This window comes from Methanothermobacter wolfeii, from assembly GCF_025397995.1.
Taxonomy (GTDB): domain Archaea; phylum Methanobacteriota; class Methanobacteria; order Methanobacteriales; family Methanothermobacteraceae; genus Methanothermobacter; species Methanothermobacter wolfei.
Map to the genome: position 1 here is coordinate 926,529 of NZ_CP104550.1, position 15,073 is coordinate 941,601.

Genomic DNA, 15,073 nt, shown 5'->3' on the forward strand with positions numbered 1-15,073 from the left:
GAATAAAACCATGAAATGGGGTGTGACACGTGACCGCTAAGATGATCCGTCACCGTCTTAAGGAAATACTGGGACTTGTCATCATCACGGTCCTCTCTGTAACAGCAATGTACCTCTTCACAGGTACAGAACCCCCAGGGGGTGGTGATGAAAAGCTGGTGGTGGTGGCGACGATAATGCCCCAGAAGGAATTTATAGAGGCCGTTGCAGGTGAACGTGCAGAGGTCACGGTGCTGGTACCTCCAGGTGCAGACCCGCACACCTATGAACCGGACCCCGGAACCCTTAAAAGGGTTTCAGAGGCGGACGCCTACTTCATTGTGGGATCCGGAATTGAATTCGAGACCCAGTACCTTGACAGGCTCAGATCCATCAACCCGGACATGCTTATCGTGAACACCTCCAGGGGGATCAGGTTCATACCCACCCAGGGAGGGGATGAACACCACGAAGACATTGAAAGTCCCTACGACCCCCACGTATGGACATCACCACAAAATGCCATGATAATGGTCAGGAATACCCTTGAAGGCCTTGAAAGGATAGACCCCCAGGGCAGCAGGTACTATCAGGACAACGCCAACCTCTACCTTGAAAGACTGAGGGAACTGGACACCAAGATGAAAAAGACCCTTGAAGGGAGGGAGGGCGAGGCCATACTCGCTTACCACCCTGCATGGGGGTATCTCTGCTCTGAATACGGGCTGAGGCAGGTGGCCATTGAAAGGGAAGGCAAGGAACCGGGACCCGGAACGCTGTCAGATATAATAGGGAAAGCCAGGAGGACCGGTATAAAGGTCATATTCGTATCACCCCAGTTCAGCAGGAAGAACGCCGAGATGATTGCAGATGAGATCGGCGCGGAGGTTGTGGTGGTGGATCCATTGAACCAGAACTACATTGAAAACATGGAGAAGATACTCAGGGCCCTGGAGAATGGGTGGTCCCATCAGGGGGATTGATGGCTGCAATCAGAAAGAAAAGACTTCCACGGAAGGAGGGGATAAAGATTCCTGCAGTTGAAATAGAGGATGTAAGCTACGCTGTCAGGGAAAAGCTGATACTTGATGGGATAAACCTCAGGATACCCTCAGGAGAGCTCACGGCCATAATAGGACCCAACGGAGGGGGTAAAACAACACTCCTGAGGCTCATAACAGGACAGATAAAGCCATCCAGTGGAACCGTAAGGGTCCTGGGGATGAAGCCGGAGTATGCACGGCACAGGGTAGGTTACCTTCCCCAGAGGAGCCACTTTGAAACTGACTTCCCCATAAACGTATTTCAGACAGTCCTTATGGGTGCATACAGAAAACTTGAATCCTACACGGACAGGGACAGGGAAAGGACCCTTAAATGGCTTGAAAGGGTTGGTATGCTGGAGTACAGTGACAGGAAACTCGATGACCTCTCAGGGGGTGAACTCCAGAGGGTCTTCCTGGCAAGGGCCCTTGTAAGGGAACCGGAACTGCTCCTACTTGACGAACCAACAAGCAGTGTTGACCCTGCATTCCAGGCTTCATTCTACAATATCATCGATGAACTCAGGGGTGATGTGACCATAATCGTGGTATCCCATGACATCGGAACGGTTGCCCAGCACGTTGACAGCATCGCATGCCTCAACCACAGGATATTCGTGCATGGGACTGTTGAGGAGGCCCTTGGATGCCTTGAGGATGCATACAGCTGCCCGGTTGAACTTATTGCCCACGGGATACCCCACAGGGTCCTTGAAAGACACAGGGAGCCGTGAGATTATGATGGAGATACTCCAGTACCAGTTCATGAGGAACGCCATTGTCGCGGCGGTGCTTGTAAGTATCGCCTGCGGTGTTGTTGGTAGCTATGTTGTCACAAAGAGGATAGTCTCCATAAGTGGCGGTATATCCCATGCAGCCTTCGGGGGTGTTGGGCTCGGATACCTGATGGGTGTAAGCCCCGTGACCACGGCCATACCCTTCACAGTGGGAGCGGCCATCTCCATGGGTGCCGTTACAAGGAAAACCGGGATCAGTGAGGATACAGCCATAGGAATACTCTGGTCCGCAGGCATGGCCCTTGGTATAGTCTTCATAAACCTCAGCCCGGGCTATGCCCCTGATCTCTTCAGTTACCTCTTTGGGAACATCCTTATGGTAACCCCCATTGATCTCTGGACCATGCTGATCCTTGACCTCATCATAATCTCAAGTGCAGTGCTCTTCGAAAGGGAGTTCCTGGCCCTATGCTTTGATGAGGAGTACGCTGAGGTCCTTGGGGTGCCTGTGGACACCTTCTACCTCTACCTCCTTGCCCTCGTCGCCCTCAGTGTCGTTGTACTCATAAAGGCCGCTGGTATAATACTCGTCATAGCACTCCTCACGATCCCTGCAGCCATTGCAAAGAACTTCAGCATGAACATGAAGGACATAATGGTCAAGGCAACCCTGACAGGTGTCCTGACGGCACTTGCAGGTCTATGGATCTCATATGAGTTCAACCTTTCATCAGGGGCAATAATAGTCCTCCTTCTAACAGCACTCTTCGGCATAACCCAGATTTTCGGTTATCTGAAAGAAAAAAATACATTAAAGAGGATGCAGAATCATTAAACATGAAGTGCGGTTCTGACCTCAGGGATACGCTTAAATCCTCAGTAGGAGATTACCTCAGCATCACGCTTATCACTGGAAAGACCTATTATGGGGAGGTTAAAAGGGTTGAAACAGATTACCTCAGCCTTGAACTGAAGCTGAGGGGTGGTAAGACCACAACAACCGTTATAATACCCCTGGCCCATATCGTGACAGTAACCCTCTAATGTGATGGCAGAATAACCACCAAGATAAAATAGAGCACGTATCGTGACAGTAGCCCTCTAATGTGATGGCAGAATAACCACAAGGATAAAACGGAGCGGATACCTTAAGGTCCACGAGACTCCATAAAAGCCATCATTATAGACTATGGCTTCATGATCTTCAAGCCATCGGATGTTCCGGCGATTACCATATCTGCAAGACCTGAGAATATGCCGTTCTCAACCACGCCGGGTATGCTGTTAAGCCTCACCTCAAGGTCCCCTGGTTCATGGATAACCCCAAAGGATGCATCGAGGACGAAGTTGCCGTTATCGGTCACCACGGGACCGTCCTTCCCCTCACAGGATCTGATGGAAACATCGGCGCCCATTGACTCAAGGGTCTCCATTACAGGTCTGCAGGCCGCGGGTATGACCTCGACAGGGAGCGGGAATGCTCCGAGTCTATCAACAAGTTTTGATTCATCCACAATGACTATGAATCTTTCTGCAGCAGAGTCAACTATCTTTTCAAGGGTGTGGGCTGCACCTCCACCCTTTATGAGGTTCAGCTGGGGGTCCACCTCATCAGCCCCGTCAACCGCAACATCAGGGTCGTGTTCACTGAGGCCAGTGATCCTTATACCTGAGCTGGATGCAAGGAACATTGACTGGTAGGATGTCGGGATGCCCATGACATCAAGTTCCTCCTCAAGAACCCTCCTCCCGAGTTCCCTGATGAAGTAGTGTGCTGTTGAACCCGTGCCAAGGCCCACAACATCCCCATCCCTTATCTCATGAGCCGCCCTCAATGCGGCCATCTTCTTAAGATTCATGTAAACCTCCTTCAAAGTTATTTATCTGTAAGCTGGAGTAAAACCCTCCTCAGTTCATGCCCCTCAGGGCACTTTTTATCAGGTTTTCCCAGATTTTTTACAATCCTGCACCTGTCCCCCTCCCTGAGGCCCTCGGGGTGGCAGAGATCATACATCCTGCATTCCCTGCTGCAGTCAGGAGCCTCAAAGGATATTATCGACCCTTCAAAGGCCCTTCTTGAGTCTATGAGTGTCTCGATACTGGCCCTTTCAGCATCCACCACAACTACCTTCTCTCCCTCATGAACCGGGCACCTCTGGTCCCTGTCCTTAACATCCCTTATAATGTACATGTGCCCCTCCTCAAGGGGTTTTATGCACGTGGACCTGAACCTGCAGTTCTCGCATTCCTCTGCAGGTCCGCAGTAAAGGAACCTGACGCCCTTCCTTGCAAGCTTTTCACCTATAAGAGTTATCAATCATATCACTTCCGTTATCTTTGCAAGATTCTCAGCTGCTTCCCGGGTTAAACCCCTGTCTCCAAGGATTGTGTAACGCTCCCTTCTGATCGTATGGGCTGTTGTGAGGGCCTCTATGATGTACTCAGGGTCTATGCCCAGTTCATATGCGTTGGTAGGGGCGTTCATCTTTGAGAGAGCGTCCCTTATGAACTGCCAGCCCCCCCCGTGCAGGTGCATCATCATGATGGCTCCCACTCCGCACTGCTCACCATGAAGGGCTGGTCTGGGTGCGATGACATCAAGGGCGTGGCTGAACTTATGCTCGGAGCCACTTGCGGGTCTGCTGCTTCCAGCGATGCTTATAGCAATCCCGCTACTTATGAGGGACTTTACAACGAGCCTTGCACTCTCCTCAAGGCCCTCCTTGATTGCATCGGCAGATCTGATTATCATCTTGGCTGTCATGAGTGAAAGAGCCGCTGCAGATTCACTGTACCTTTCATTGAGCAGCCTGTGGGCCAGCTTCCAGTCCATGATGGCCGTGTAATTTGACACTATATCCGCACACCCCGATGCAAGGAGCCTGAAGGGCGCCCTGCTTATGATCTCGGTGTCTGCAATCACACCTATCGGTGAACTGGCCTCAAGGGATGCTGTGCCCTCACCGTTCTTTATGGAGGCCCTGGGGGAGGCTATCCCGTCATGTGATGCCGCTGTTGGGACGCTTATGAAGTGGATGCCCTGGAGGGTTGCGGCCATCTTGGCAACATCAATGACCTTACCGCCCCCCACGCCAAGCACAAGGGATGCCGTGTCCAGAAGATCCTGGACATCCTTCACATCACCCATACTCGCCTCCCTGACGGTTACCTGATCAACCTCAAAGCCTTCATCCTGGAGGCTCTCAATTGCAGCTTCACCCCCTATTTTAAGGGTTGTGGGGCCTGTTACAACCACAACCCTCCCCTTAAATCTTAGTTCACTGCATATCTTACCGGTCTCTCCTATAACACCCGGCCCCGTGTATATCTCCCTCGGTAACTGAATTTTCCTTGGATCCATGTTAACCCTCTGATGGAGTATATTATTTAAGTACTGGTGATAAAATAATTTCTGATTGGTGTTTATCTCCCGCGAAAGGATATATTTTTTGTGAAATTATCAAGAAGACCCTAACGGTTATCATGGTGAAAAAATGACAGAGTTCAGTGAATGGTTCCATAACATCTTAGAGGAAGCTGAGATTATTGATCAGAGGTATCCTGTGAAGGGAATGCACGTCTGGATGCCCCACGGTTTCAGGATCAGGAAGAACACCCTTAAAATCCTGAAGGACATCCTTGACAGGGACCATGAGGAGGTCCTCTTCCCCCTCCTTGTACCCGAGGATGAACTGGCAAAGGAGTCCATACATGTAAAGGGCTTTGAGGACGAGGTATACTGGGTGACCCATGGCGGCCTCACCAGGCTCCAGAGGAAACTGGCCCTGAGGCCGACAAGCGAAACCGTGATGTACCCAATGTTCGCCCTCTGGGTGCGTTCACACAGCGACCTCCCCATGAGGTTCTACCAGGTGGTTAACACCTTTAGGTACGAGACAAAACATACAAGGCCACTTATAAGGGTCCGTGAAATAACAACCTTCAAGGAGGCCCATACAATCCATTCAAGTGCCGCTGAAGCCGAGGAACAGGTTGAAAGGGCCATAGAGATCTACAGGGAATTCTTTGACGCCCTTGGAATCCCATACCTCATCACGAAGAGGCCCCCATGGGACAAGTTCCCTGGCTCAGATTACACCATGGCCTTTGACACCATCATGCCCGATGGAAAAACCCTCCAGATAGGCACTGTCCACAACCTTGGCCAGACCTTCGCCAGGACCTTCGACATAAAATTCGAAAACCCTGACGGTGAACATGAATACGTCCACCAGACCTGTTACGGTCTCTCTGACAGGGTTATAGCCTCGGTGATAGCTGTTCATGGAGATGAATCCGGTCTCTGCCTCCCCCCGGAGGTTGCATCCTACCATGTGGTTATAGTCCCTGTGATATTCAGGGGCGCCGAGGAGGAGGTCCTTGACGCCTGCAGAGGCCTCATGGAGAGGCTTGAATCAGCAGGTTTCAGGGCCCACCTTGACGACAGGGACCTCAGGGCCGGGAGGAAGTACTATGAATGGGAGATGCGCGGAGTCCCCCTCAGAATCGAAATCGGCCCCAGGGACCTTAAAAACAACTCCGCAGTCATATCAAGGAGGGACACCGGGGAGAAGACAACCGCGGACCTTGAAAGCATAGAGGACACCCTGAGGGAGCTCATGGACGACATCCTTGAGAACATCCGGAAACGTGCATGGGAGAGGATGAACTCCATGATAAGGGAAGCTGAAACCCTTGAGGAGGCGGCTGAAATCATAGAAGAGAAGAGGGGCATCATATCCTTCATGTGGTGCGGTGATGAGGAATGCGGTAAGGACATCGAAGAGAAGGTCAGGGTGGATATACTTGGAATACAGGAAGGCGGAACCGGAACCTGTATAAACTGTGGCAGAGAAGCAGAACACAGAGCATTCCTTGCAAGAACATATTAAACGGTAGATTGGATGAACCTGAAAATAGTGCTCGTGGTAGGCCTCATATTCCTCTTCGCAGTATCATCGGGAGGAATATGCTACCTGGTGATGGGTGGACCGGACCTTGAAGCAGCCTACCAGAATGGTAAAGCAGAGGCTGTGCAGAAGACCCAGGCAGGGGAAATACCCCACACAGTTCAAGTGAAAAACTCGTGGGACAGGCCCGTAAGGGTGCTCTCGGGCACACTCCTTACAGGGGACGGTTCAGGGGGTCTTGTCATAGCATCAACCGTCACCGTACCTGCAGGCTCATCGGTGGAGGTGCCTGCCTACAGCACTGAACCTGAAAAAAGAACAGTCCCCGGGAGCAAACTGAAACCCACAGGACAGGCACCCGGCCTCATAAGGGACGTTATCTCATCCTCAAACCCTGATAACCCTGATGAGGCCATGAAGACCCAGCTTAAGATCTGGGTACTTGCAAGGGGTGATAAACTGGACATATACCGTGGCGAGGTGTACGCTGCAGTTAAAAAAAGGGACATGAGGTTCTACCAGCTCAAGGAGCGCCTTGAAGCTGTGAAGGCTGAGCTTAAAGCAGATTACGGGCTTACAGATGATGAACTCTCAGCAGCTGACATCAACAGCCCAATCCTTAACAGGAGCTCACCCCTTAGGATCCTTTCACTCATTAAAACAATTTACCCTGGAGCGGGACAATGAAGACTTGCGCCATAATACCCGTATCAAGATTTTCACATGCAAAGACAAGACTATCTCCGACCCTATCACCCTCAGAGAGGGAGGGACTCCTCAGGGCCATGCTCAGGGACGTCTCAGAGGCCCTGCGGAGCCATGTTGACAGGGTCCTTGTAATCAGCGCAGATGAGGACGTCCTTGAATACGCCTACAGCCTTGGCCTGGATATCCTTGAGGAGAAGGGTCAGAAGGACCTTAACGGGGCCCTTGAGCAGGCGGCGGATTTCTGCAGTTCAGAATTTGATAGGATAATTATAACACCATCTGACGTCCCCCTGATAGGGAAGGCTGAAGTCAGGGACCTCCTTAAGAGGTCAGAGACCTTCGACCTCGTCATAGCACCGGCCAAGGGAGGGGGGACAAACACCCTCATCCTTGAACCAGGCAGCATGGGGCTGAAGTTCGGTGACTGCAGCTTCTTTGAGCACGTGATGGAGGCCGAAAGGATAGGTATGAGTGTCCATGTCTATGATTCATTCTACCTCTCCCTTGACGTGAACACCGCCGAGGACCTGGGTGAGATCATACTCCACGGTGAGGGTACACATACAAAGGAGTACCTTAAGGGCCTTGAATTTTCAGTTAAACCCTCAAGGGGTTCTGCGAGGCTGGAGGTTTCAAGGACATTCCACCTGGGGTGATGGTTGTGATGGCGATTTCGGTTGCGGGTCTAGATCCATCAGGGGGTGCCGGGATACTGGGTGACATAAAAACCTTCTCGGCCCTGGGGGTCTACGGTGCGGTTGCTGTAACAGCACTGACATCACAGAACGTGAAGAGGGTTTCAGGGGTTCTTCCGGTGCCCCCTGACTTTGTCGGGGAGCAGATCGACCTTGTTATGGAGGACCTCCCTCTGGTCCATGGTAAGACAGGGATGCTCTACAGTGAGGACATAATCAGGGTAGTTGCTGAGAAAATAAGGGAATACAGGCTCAGAATGGTTGTTGACCCTGTAATGGTGGCGGCATCCGGTGGGAGGCTCTCATCTGAAGGATTTGTTGATGCCCTGAAGAGGTACCTTCTCCCTGAGGCTTTGATAGTGACTCCAAACGTTGCAGAGGCTGAAAAACTCTCAGGTGTCAGGATATTCTCAGTCGATGATGCCCGCAGGGCTGCGAGGGTTATAGGTGACCTCTGTGATGTTATTATTACTGGGGGTCATCTTGGAGGTAAAAATATAATCCTCCTTGACGGTGAGATCAGCATCCTTGAAGGGGAACTCATAGAGACCAGCAACACCCATGGGAGTGGATGTTCATTTTCTGCTGCAGCAGCAGCCTACCTATCCAGGGGCTTCGATCTCCATGAGTCCCTTAAAATGGCCGATGCTTTTGTCAGGGAAGCCATAAGGCATGGCAGGTACGGGACCCTCAACCAGTTCTGGTCCCTTGAGGAAAAGGAAAAACCAGATTAGAGGAGTTCATCCCTGAGGTCTATGGTGTCCTCCAGTGATGGACCCGTTGAGATTATGGTGACCGGAACGCCTGTCTCGGATTCAATCTCCTCGATGAACCGTTTAACATCGGCTGAGAGGTCAGAATAATCACGTACACGTTCACATTCAGGGTAAAGCCGGTCCACGCAGGTAACAGCGATCTGGGTTGCCCCGTTGATCATGCAGGACTCCCTGGCCATCTCCATATCAAAGAGGCCAATCCTTCTTCTTCTACCTGTAACGGTACCGTACTCCTCAAGGCCCATCTCCTCGGCCTCCTCCTGGCTGATCTCTGTGGGGAATGGACCCTCACCAACCCTTGTTATGTATGACTTGAACACCGCGATGACCTCATCGACCCTTGTGGGGCCAAGGCCCACGTCTGCAGCTGCTGTGCTTGCAGTGGTATCCTTGCTGGTGACGTAGGGGTAGGTACCGTAATAGAGGGAGAGTCCGAAGCCCTGTGATCCCTCAACAAAGACGTCCTCACCGTTATCAAGTGCCTCATTGACCTCCAGGGGTACATCTGCAAGGAAATCCTTGAGTTCCTCCACTTCACCAGCCAGTTTTGCCGTCCTCATTACACGTTCGGCGTTTGCCGGTCCGCACCCTGTACCCGTACTCCCTATCTTCTTGGAAAGGTAACTTGAGGACTGGTCCTGTTCCTTGTGCTTCTTCTCTATTATTGCGCAGCGGTAGTCGACCCCTGTCCTCTCTGCAACACTGTACTTTGATAGGTATTCCATTTCATGAAGGAAGACCTCAGGGTCAACAAGGACACCTGCACCTATAAGGAGCCTTGCATCCCTGTGGAAGAAGCCGGAGGGTGTGAGTCTGAGTCCGTACTTATCACCCCTGAACTCCACTGAGTGGCCTGCGTTTGGACCGACCCCTGCCCTTGCAATTATTGATGGTTTATCATTGTAACATAGGTAGGTGATGCATTTTCCTTTGCCTTCGTCACCCCATCCTCCTCCAACTAGAACAGTGCATGTCATTTTTATTACTCCTTAGATTTATGCCTCTCATATATTACAGGGTATCCAATAAAAATTTTTCCAAATCATACGGGTTAGGTATATGCTCCTCTCAGTCGGATCCTTCTGGGTATCCAATAAAAATTTTTCCAAATCATACCTTCCTTCTTATTATGCGTTCAAAGAGCATCGGTGTGAATCGGCGCTGGAGGGCTATCAGCACATGCTGCTGGAGGGCGTCCTCCATTGTCTCAAGGGTTATCCTGTCCTCGCCCTTCCTTATCCTCACTGCCTGGGCTATCTGGGCTATGTCCCTTGCATGGGCAAAGGTGGGCTGCAGGCCCTCCCCTCCCTCTGCTATCGGTTTATATACAAGGGCGAATCGTTCAAGGATTTCCGGGTCGTATTCCTCGCCCATGGAGTCAAGGTTGCGCTTGAAGACCTCAACTATCTCCTCCACGGCTGGTTTTTCAAGGTGCACGTGCAGCGGAGCCCTTCGAAGGTGGGCCTCGTCCATGATGGTTATATCAAGGTTTGTTGAGAAGGCGGGGATGAAGTGTGTGTGGACAACGACCGGTGATCCCTTGACATAGATCATGTCCTTCTTGTTCTCAAGGGGGACGATAAGGCGGTTGAGGAGGGCGTTATGGTCCTCCTTCTGCCTTCCAAGGTCGTCCACAAGAAGAACTCCGCCGTTGGCCTTTATGATGGGGGATGTCTCATAGACGCCCTTGTTGGGATCATAATTGGTGTCAAGTTTCCTGCTTGTAAGCTCAGAACCCGTGAACACGAATGGGGCGTAAATCTTAACCCATCGCGGGTCCTCAGGCTGTTCAGGGCACATTCGATGAAAATCAGGGTCGTAGAACTGGATTATCTGTTCACTGAACTCAACGTATCTTGGTATAACTATGGGTGGCAGGAGGTCGGACATCTTGCTGGTTATAAAGGTTTTACCTGTACCTGGGGGTCCGTAGATGAAGAGCCCCTTACCTCCAATCGCACCCTCTATAAGGGTCTTCTTGGCACTTTCGTTCCCCACCACATCCCTGAAGGCCTTCTCGATGACCTCCTCGGGTATGTTTATCGGGAATCTGCCCTCCAGCTGTTCACCCATAATCTTGAAGTAGAGTTCATAGCTTACGGGGGCCATTCCAACGTAGGGGTTCTCCTTAAGGAGCTTTGAGGCCTGGCTCTGGCCCTGTTTCTTGATGGTGTAGGTTACGCTTGGAAAGAGGAATCCTCCACCGGTTGGGGCGCAGAGTTCATCCTTTTCCATCTCCTTAAGGCATTCCTCAAGGATATCGACGTGGAGCCCTGTTATCTCATGGATCCTGCTGACCTGCACACTCCCATAGGTGGCTATAACCTTCAGGATAAGATTTTTAATGAAGTTAACCGATAAGTCAATCTCTTCAATGGTCTTGGGCTGTTTGAGCATCTCGAAGAGTTTCTGCATCTTTTCATCATGGTAATAATCCATTGAACCACTCCAAGTATAATCTGTGACTAGTAGACCTATGTCACTTGATAATATTAAAGTTGACCCCTTAAGATAGAGGGGGTCCGCTTTATCTGATGGATGCTATAAGCAAGGTCCGTTATGGGGCTGTTAACGGTCAAAAATGTGCCCTTAAGGTTATTATCATGTGAGGCAAATCCTGATTCATGGGTGTCAGATCAGCAGGATCCGCGCTGATTGAAAACCTGCAGTTAATTTTTGCGAGCGGCTGCCCCATCCTGATGAATGGGGATGCCCTCTAGGACCTGGAAAAAAATAAATCATGGTTCTCATTGAGGCTTACCGTGAGGATACCATCAGGGCAGGATTCTATGCATGCTGGCATGATGTTATCTGACTCTATGCATACCGTGCACTTTACTGCTGTAAGACCATCCATGTGAACTGCGCCGTATTCACATGCCTCCATGCATAATTTGCAGCCAACACAGAGGTCCCTGTTTATTATCGTTACTCCGTTGACCCTGCTGATTGCTCCGACCCTGCATGAATTCATGCATGGTGCGTCTTCGCACTGAACACAGACAACAGGGCTCTGGTCTGAGATCTTTATTCTCTCCCTTCCATGGATCCTTCTGCATGCTACCACACATAGACCGCATCCAGAGCATCTTTCAGGATCCTTTAATTTTATTGATATCATATCAGATCATTGGTAGATTATTGAGGGTTCAGCAGGGGCTTTCCTTGGCTTCCAGTTCATTTTTTTAAGGATTTTAAGGATTTCATCCCTGTGTTTGAATGGTATCTCATTATCCTCCCTTATGTAAAGGTGCAGATCCTGGGGGAGGCATCCATAGTATTTCATGTGCAGATCTATGTAGTTACTGAGTTTTATCATCCTTCCGCGTGGCGTGTCATTGGGCCTTATACATGTTTTTGCCACCGTCACCATGCATTCATTCAGGCTTTCGGCTGTGTAGATGAGGTGCGGGGGACCTGGTTCTGATTCAACCCTTTCCCCTGTTCTCCTGTCATTTATAACCCTTTCTTCTTCTCCAAGGTATAGTCTGCGATACTTGGATCCATGGGGTCCTGTTATGACGGGTATTCCCCATCTGTTAGCGCCTGTTGCTATTGCAAAGGCCTTCTGGCTCATGGCACCCCATGTTATAACACAGACACCTATACGGTTCAGGATGTAGTCTGATATCTCCTTAAAGTTCCTTTCAAGGGGTACCCTGGCAAAGATGTTGGATATCTTTATGGCGCTTGCTATGGCATGGGAGTTGGCAACGCAGGGTCCAAGGTTAAGAAGCCCTCCCCTGTCAAAGTCACCGGGATATTTCTCGTACAGGGTTTTTCCTTCCTCATCCCTGTAGAGTGCTATGTCCATTGCTGCGCAGCCTGCAGCCATGACTATGTAACCCCTTTTAAGGAACTCATCGGCAATTTTCGCAACATCTTCCTCACCATCAGGGTAATTGGAGCATGCTGCAAGTAGTATGACTCCTGGTATGTCACCGAAGACTATGGGTGCTCCAACGCGTCTTATCTCTATATCCTGAATAGGGCCTCTGCCTGATCTTATAAGGTATCTTTCCTTTCTTATCCTTTCACGAGCCCCGTGCATTATAAGGTTGAGTATGGGTATTTTCTCTGGACATGACTCAATGCAGACCCCGCATCCTGTGCATGCCCTGTAGAGTTCCTCAAGAGCTTCATGATTTCCTTCCCTTGCCTCACTGATGGCTTCAGATATTGGTAGCATGGCAGGACAGGTCCTGTCGCACTGTGCACATCCTGTACAGTCTTCAAGTGATTTTTCAGGGAAGGATGTGACCTTCTCTGTATTTAGGGGTGTTTCATTGCAGCCAGGTCTGCAGTCTGTGCATGGACTGCACTCTGTGAGTGATGGGATTTCAGATGTCCTGAAGGATTTCTGCATGGACTTCTTTAATGCCAGTTCAACAGCAATCCTTCCACCTTCTCCCTGTCCCTTATAAGTGCTCCGGGTATCTTTCCCTCTGCAATATCCCTTATTATCCTGTAGGGGTTATCATCTGTCCTATCCTCTAATCCAAGTGAGCATTTATCACTTGTTGTGATTACTGATATGTTCCTCTCCCTGCATAGTTCAAGTATGTCCGGTCTTATGCACTGTTCATCAAGGACAACAACATCAGGTATTCCTGTCTTTATGAACATGAGCTGCCTGGATATGGGGCCTGCTATCTTTGATGATAGGGAGTATCTGCCCTGATCAAGTGCTGTGCAGCATAGACCGCAGATCTCCAGGTCCTCGAGTACCCCTGTGGTGTCAGCGTAATCTATTATTTCTGTGCTTGGAGCCACATTATGGCCTATGCAGAGTATTACTGGTTTATCTCTGTCTATAACACCCATACCTATTTCCTGCAGCTGTGTATCTGCTTCTCCTGTTGGGAAGTCATAAAGGTTGATCTGGGCTATCTCTGCAACCTCCAGGGCTATGGTGTCTATCATCCCTGCATGAAGTGCCTTTGATTCAAATTCCAGGTGGTCTCCTTCCTGTCCTGTGTGTACCGATGCCATGAGGTTTGTGAGCTCCCTTTCAAGGGCTGCCATTATTCTGTCAAGATCATGGACTGTTTCCGGTTTAAGACCGGTGACCGCTGTGATTATGGGTGAAACCAGATCAATTGAACTGTCATATCTGAGTTCCCTTCTGGATCTTCCTCCATGAGCATGTCCACAAGGTCCCGTGCATGGGCTGCATGGGCCGATGCACCTATGCATGACATCATGAGGATGGTTCTTGCCTGCTGTTTCTCAAGGTTTATTCCGCATGAACCCTTCTTGTTGGTTGAAAGATCGCATCTGCCATAGGTACAGAGGCAGCACATGTCACATAGTGGCGCGTAGAATGGTTTAAAGTAAGATAGGAGATTCATATCCCATTTACGGAGTTCTGGGTAGTCCAGACTCACTTCTTTTTCATGGGCCCTTCTCACCTTCTTTTTATGCTGGATGAATGAGTCTATGTCCTCAAAGGACATGTTGAAGCCTTTTATTTTCATCCCATCCCCTATCTTAGATTTTTCCATAGGCAAAGTTTAACCCCTTCACTTTTTATTGATGGTGGTGCTAACCAACATCAACTTTAAATATTATCATTATTAATCATTACATATGTAGTGGTCACACATGATATATAAATGTAACCGGTGATATGATGGGATGGAACCCTGCCCATGGTGGTATAAAAAAGGCTAGTGTCTGGTCCCCTGAGATGACAGCACTCAGCATAAAGAAATCAAGGAGACCCCTTTTCGTAATAGGATCACTTCTTAACAGTGTTCCTGAAATAACCGAAAGAGTTGTTAAAATCGTTAAAAGAAGAGGAATAACTGTAGCTGCAACTGGAGGGTCGGCTTCAGCCCTTAAAAAGGCCGGTTTAAATGATTTCAACGTCATAGGTGCTATAGAGATAGTCAACAACCTCAAAAATCCGGAATGGAAAGGGATTTGATGGTAAGGGAAACTATGATCTTGTGATCTTTATAGGAGTTCCCTACTACCTTGGATCCCAGGGACTCTCAACCCTCAAACACTTCGCACCACACATAAGAACACTGACCCTGTGCAGGTACATGCACCCCAATGCAGATATGAGTTTTCCAAACATGGAATACGAAAAATGGGTTAAGTGGCTTTCAGAGCTTGAAGGGTCACTTAAAACGTGAGGAAATCCTTTCTTATTTTTTATTTCTTGAGTTATCTACTTATTTAACCAGCGTCAGGCAGCTATTCTAATATCAAACTCCG

At 49.7% G+C, this 15,073-nt stretch carries 19 protein-coding genes and 1 pseudogene; 10 read left to right on the forward strand and 10 right to left on the reverse strand.

The features are described from left to right. Positions 1-29: 29 nt before the first annotated feature. From N5910_RS04970 to N5910_RS04985, 4 genes are read left to right on the forward strand one after another with little or no spacing between them, the layout of a single operon-like run. Positions 30-962: a metal ABC transporter solute-binding protein, Zn/Mn family gene (locus tag N5910_RS04970; protein WP_238337832.1), complete on the forward strand. Its 933-nt coding sequence runs from the start codon at positions 30-32 to the stop codon at positions 960-962. Then, positions 962-1,756, forward strand: coding sequence for a metal ABC transporter ATP-binding protein (locus tag N5910_RS04975; RefSeq protein ID WP_261599358.1), 795 nt, complete (start codon positions 962-964; stop codon positions 1,754-1,756). The genes N5910_RS04970 and N5910_RS04975 overlap by 1 nt, the downstream gene beginning before the upstream one ends. After that, positions 1,734-2,594, forward strand: coding sequence for a metal ABC transporter permease (locus tag N5910_RS04980; RefSeq protein ID WP_315901931.1), 861 nt, complete (start codon positions 1,734-1,736; stop codon positions 2,592-2,594). The genes N5910_RS04975 and N5910_RS04980 overlap by 23 nt, the downstream gene beginning before the upstream one ends. 2 nt (positions 2,595-2,596) lie before the next feature. After that, a complete protein-coding gene (locus tag N5910_RS04985) occupies positions 2,597-2,803 on the forward strand; it encodes a hypothetical protein (RefSeq protein WP_074358991.1) in 207 nt (68 codons plus the stop codon). A 143-nt stretch (positions 2,804-2,946) separates the two neighbouring features. Here N5910_RS04985 and rpiA read toward each other — a convergent pair whose 3' ends face one another. The 3 genes from rpiA to N5910_RS05000 are packed head-to-tail and all read right to left on the reverse strand — an operon-like array spanning position 2,947 to position 5,120. Continuing rightward, positions 2,947-3,618: a ribose-5-phosphate isomerase RpiA gene (gene rpiA, locus N5910_RS04990; protein ID WP_074358992.1), complete on the reverse strand. Its 672-nt coding sequence runs from the start codon at positions 3,616-3,618 to the stop codon at positions 2,947-2,949. Positions 3,619-3,635: 17 nt separating this feature from the next. Next, entirely contained in the window at positions 3,636-4,076 is a 441-nt protein-coding gene (locus N5910_RS04995; protein WP_191215987.1) for a UPF0179 family protein, read from the reverse strand. Continuing rightward, complete coding sequence (locus N5910_RS05000) at positions 4,077-5,120, reverse strand: NAD(P)-dependent glycerol-1-phosphate dehydrogenase (RefSeq protein ID WP_261599359.1); 1,044 nt, start codon at positions 5,118-5,120, stop codon at positions 4,077-4,079. It lies immediately after the preceding gene. Between the two features lie 133 nt (positions 5,121-5,253). On the opposite strand from N5910_RS05000, the gene proS reads away from it, so the two are divergent. From proS to thiD, 4 genes are read left to right on the forward strand one after another with little or no spacing between them, the layout of a single operon-like run. Continuing rightward, positions 5,254-6,651, forward strand: a complete 1,398-nt coding sequence (gene proS, locus N5910_RS05005; RefSeq protein WP_191215988.1) for a proline--tRNA ligase — start codon at positions 5,254-5,256, stop codon at positions 6,649-6,651. A 12-nt stretch (positions 6,652-6,663) separates the two neighbouring features. Continuing rightward, the gene (locus N5910_RS05010; RefSeq protein WP_074358996.1) at positions 6,664-7,356 is read left to right on the forward strand and encodes a hypothetical protein; all 693 of its coding nucleotides are present in this window, start codon (positions 6,664-6,666) and stop codon (positions 7,354-7,356) included. Further along, positions 7,353-8,033, forward strand: a complete 681-nt coding sequence (cofC, locus tag N5910_RS05015; protein ID WP_074358997.1) for a 2-phospho-L-lactate guanylyltransferase — start codon at positions 7,353-7,355, stop codon at positions 8,031-8,033. The genes N5910_RS05010 and cofC overlap by 4 nt, the downstream gene beginning before the upstream one ends. A gap of 5 nt (positions 8,034-8,038) precedes the next feature. Beyond that, a complete protein-coding gene (gene thiD, locus N5910_RS05020; protein WP_390893138.1) occupies positions 8,039-8,806 on the forward strand; it encodes a bifunctional hydroxymethylpyrimidine kinase/phosphomethylpyrimidine kinase in 768 nt (255 codons plus the stop codon). On the opposite strand, the gene N5910_RS05025 is transcribed toward thiD, so the two are convergent. The 7 genes and pseudogenes from N5910_RS05025 to N5910_RS05050 form a co-directional block, all read right to left on the reverse strand. Then, the gene (locus N5910_RS05025; RefSeq protein ID WP_074358999.1) at positions 8,803-9,825 is read right to left on the reverse strand and encodes an adenylosuccinate synthetase; all 1,023 of its coding nucleotides are present in this window, start codon (positions 9,823-9,825) and stop codon (positions 8,803-8,805) included. The two genes, thiD and N5910_RS05025, sit on opposite strands and share 4 nt — an antisense overlap. Positions 9,826-9,958: 133 nt before the next feature. Beyond that, positions 9,959-11,287 (reverse strand): ATP-binding protein, encoded by a 1,329-nt coding sequence (locus tag N5910_RS05030; protein ID WP_261599361.1) that lies wholly within the window; start codon positions 11,285-11,287, stop codon positions 9,959-9,961. Positions 11,288-11,564: 277 nt separating this feature from the next. Next, a complete protein-coding gene (locus N5910_RS05035) occupies positions 11,565-11,915 on the reverse strand; it encodes a 4Fe-4S dicluster domain-containing protein (RefSeq protein ID WP_261599362.1) in 351 nt (116 codons plus the stop codon). 3 nt (positions 11,916-11,918) lie between these two features. Beyond that, positions 11,919-11,969, reverse strand: a pseudogene (locus N5910_RS09505) (hypothetical protein); the annotation flags it as partial. A 6-nt stretch (positions 11,970-11,975) separates the two neighbouring features. Continuing rightward, the gene (locus N5910_RS05040) at positions 11,976-13,214 is read right to left on the reverse strand and encodes a 4Fe-4S dicluster domain-containing protein (protein ID WP_261599363.1); all 1,239 of its coding nucleotides are present in this window, start codon (positions 13,212-13,214) and stop codon (positions 11,976-11,978) included. Between the two features lie 8 nt (positions 13,215-13,222). Next, the gene (locus tag N5910_RS05045; protein WP_238337833.1) at positions 13,223-13,873 is read right to left on the reverse strand and encodes an anaerobic carbon-monoxide dehydrogenase catalytic subunit; all 651 of its coding nucleotides are present in this window, start codon (positions 13,871-13,873) and stop codon (positions 13,223-13,225) included. 53 nt (positions 13,874-13,926) lie between these two features. Further along, positions 13,927-14,325 carry a hypothetical protein gene (locus N5910_RS05050; RefSeq protein WP_202879456.1) on the reverse strand — a complete coding sequence of 133 codons (399 nt, stop codon included), beginning with the start codon at positions 14,323-14,325 and terminating at the stop codon, positions 13,927-13,929. A gap of 155 nt (positions 14,326-14,480) precedes the next feature. Here N5910_RS05050 and N5910_RS05055 point away from each other — a divergent pair, with 155 nt between their 5' ends. Then, on the forward strand, positions 14,481-14,777 hold the full coding sequence (locus N5910_RS05055) for a carbon monoxide dehydrogenase beta subunit family protein (protein WP_261599364.1): 297 nt from the start codon (positions 14,481-14,483) through the stop codon (positions 14,775-14,777). A gap of 22 nt (positions 14,778-14,799) precedes the next feature. After that, a complete protein-coding gene (locus N5910_RS05060; protein ID WP_261599365.1) occupies positions 14,800-14,991 on the forward strand; it encodes a carbon monoxide dehydrogenase beta subunit family protein in 192 nt (63 codons plus the stop codon). Positions 14,992-15,073 lie beyond the last annotated feature (82 nt).

Bases quoted from the DNA above. Each gene is read 5' to 3' on its own strand.
- cofC (WP_074358997.1), top strand. From the start codon at position 7,353: ATGAAGACTTGCGCCATAATACCCGTATCAAGATTTTCACATGCAAAG.
- proS (WP_191215988.1), top strand. From the start codon at position 5,254: ATGACAGAGTTCAGTGAATGGTTCCATAACATCTTAGAGGAAGCTGAG.
- N5910_RS05030 (WP_261599361.1), bottom strand. From the start codon at position 11,287: ATGGATTATTACCATGATGAAAAGATGCAGAAACTCTTCGAGATGCTC.
- rpiA (WP_074358992.1), bottom strand. From the start codon at position 3,618: ATGAATCTTAAGAAGATGGCCGCATTGAGGGCGGCTCATGAGATAAGG.
- N5910_RS05055 (WP_261599364.1), top strand. From the start codon at position 14,481: ATGGGATGGAACCCTGCCCATGGTGGTATAAAAAAGGCTAGTGTCTGG.
- N5910_RS04975 (WP_261599358.1), top strand. From the start codon at position 962: ATGGCTGCAATCAGAAAGAAAAGACTTCCACGGAAGGAGGGGATAAAG.
- N5910_RS05050 (WP_202879456.1), bottom strand. From the start codon at position 14,325: ATGAAAATAAAAGGCTTCAACATGTCCTTTGAGGACATAGACTCATTC.
- N5910_RS04985 (WP_074358991.1), top strand. From the start codon at position 2,597: ATGAAGTGCGGTTCTGACCTCAGGGATACGCTTAAATCCTCAGTAGGA.
- N5910_RS05045 (WP_238337833.1), bottom strand. From the start codon at position 13,873: ATGGCAGCCCTTGAAAGGGAGCTCACAAACCTCATGGCATCGGTACAC.
- N5910_RS05025 (WP_074358999.1), bottom strand. From the start codon at position 9,825: ATGACATGCACTGTTCTAGTTGGAGGAGGATGGGGTGACGAAGGCAAA.
- N5910_RS05010 (WP_074358996.1), top strand. From the start codon at position 6,664: ATGAACCTGAAAATAGTGCTCGTGGTAGGCCTCATATTCCTCTTCGCA.
- N5910_RS05040 (WP_261599363.1), bottom strand. From the start codon at position 13,214: ATGCAGAAATCCTTCAGGACATCTGAAATCCCATCACTCACAGAGTGC.
- N5910_RS05000 (WP_261599359.1), bottom strand. From the start codon at position 5,120: ATGGATCCAAGGAAAATTCAGTTACCGAGGGAGATATACACGGGGCCG.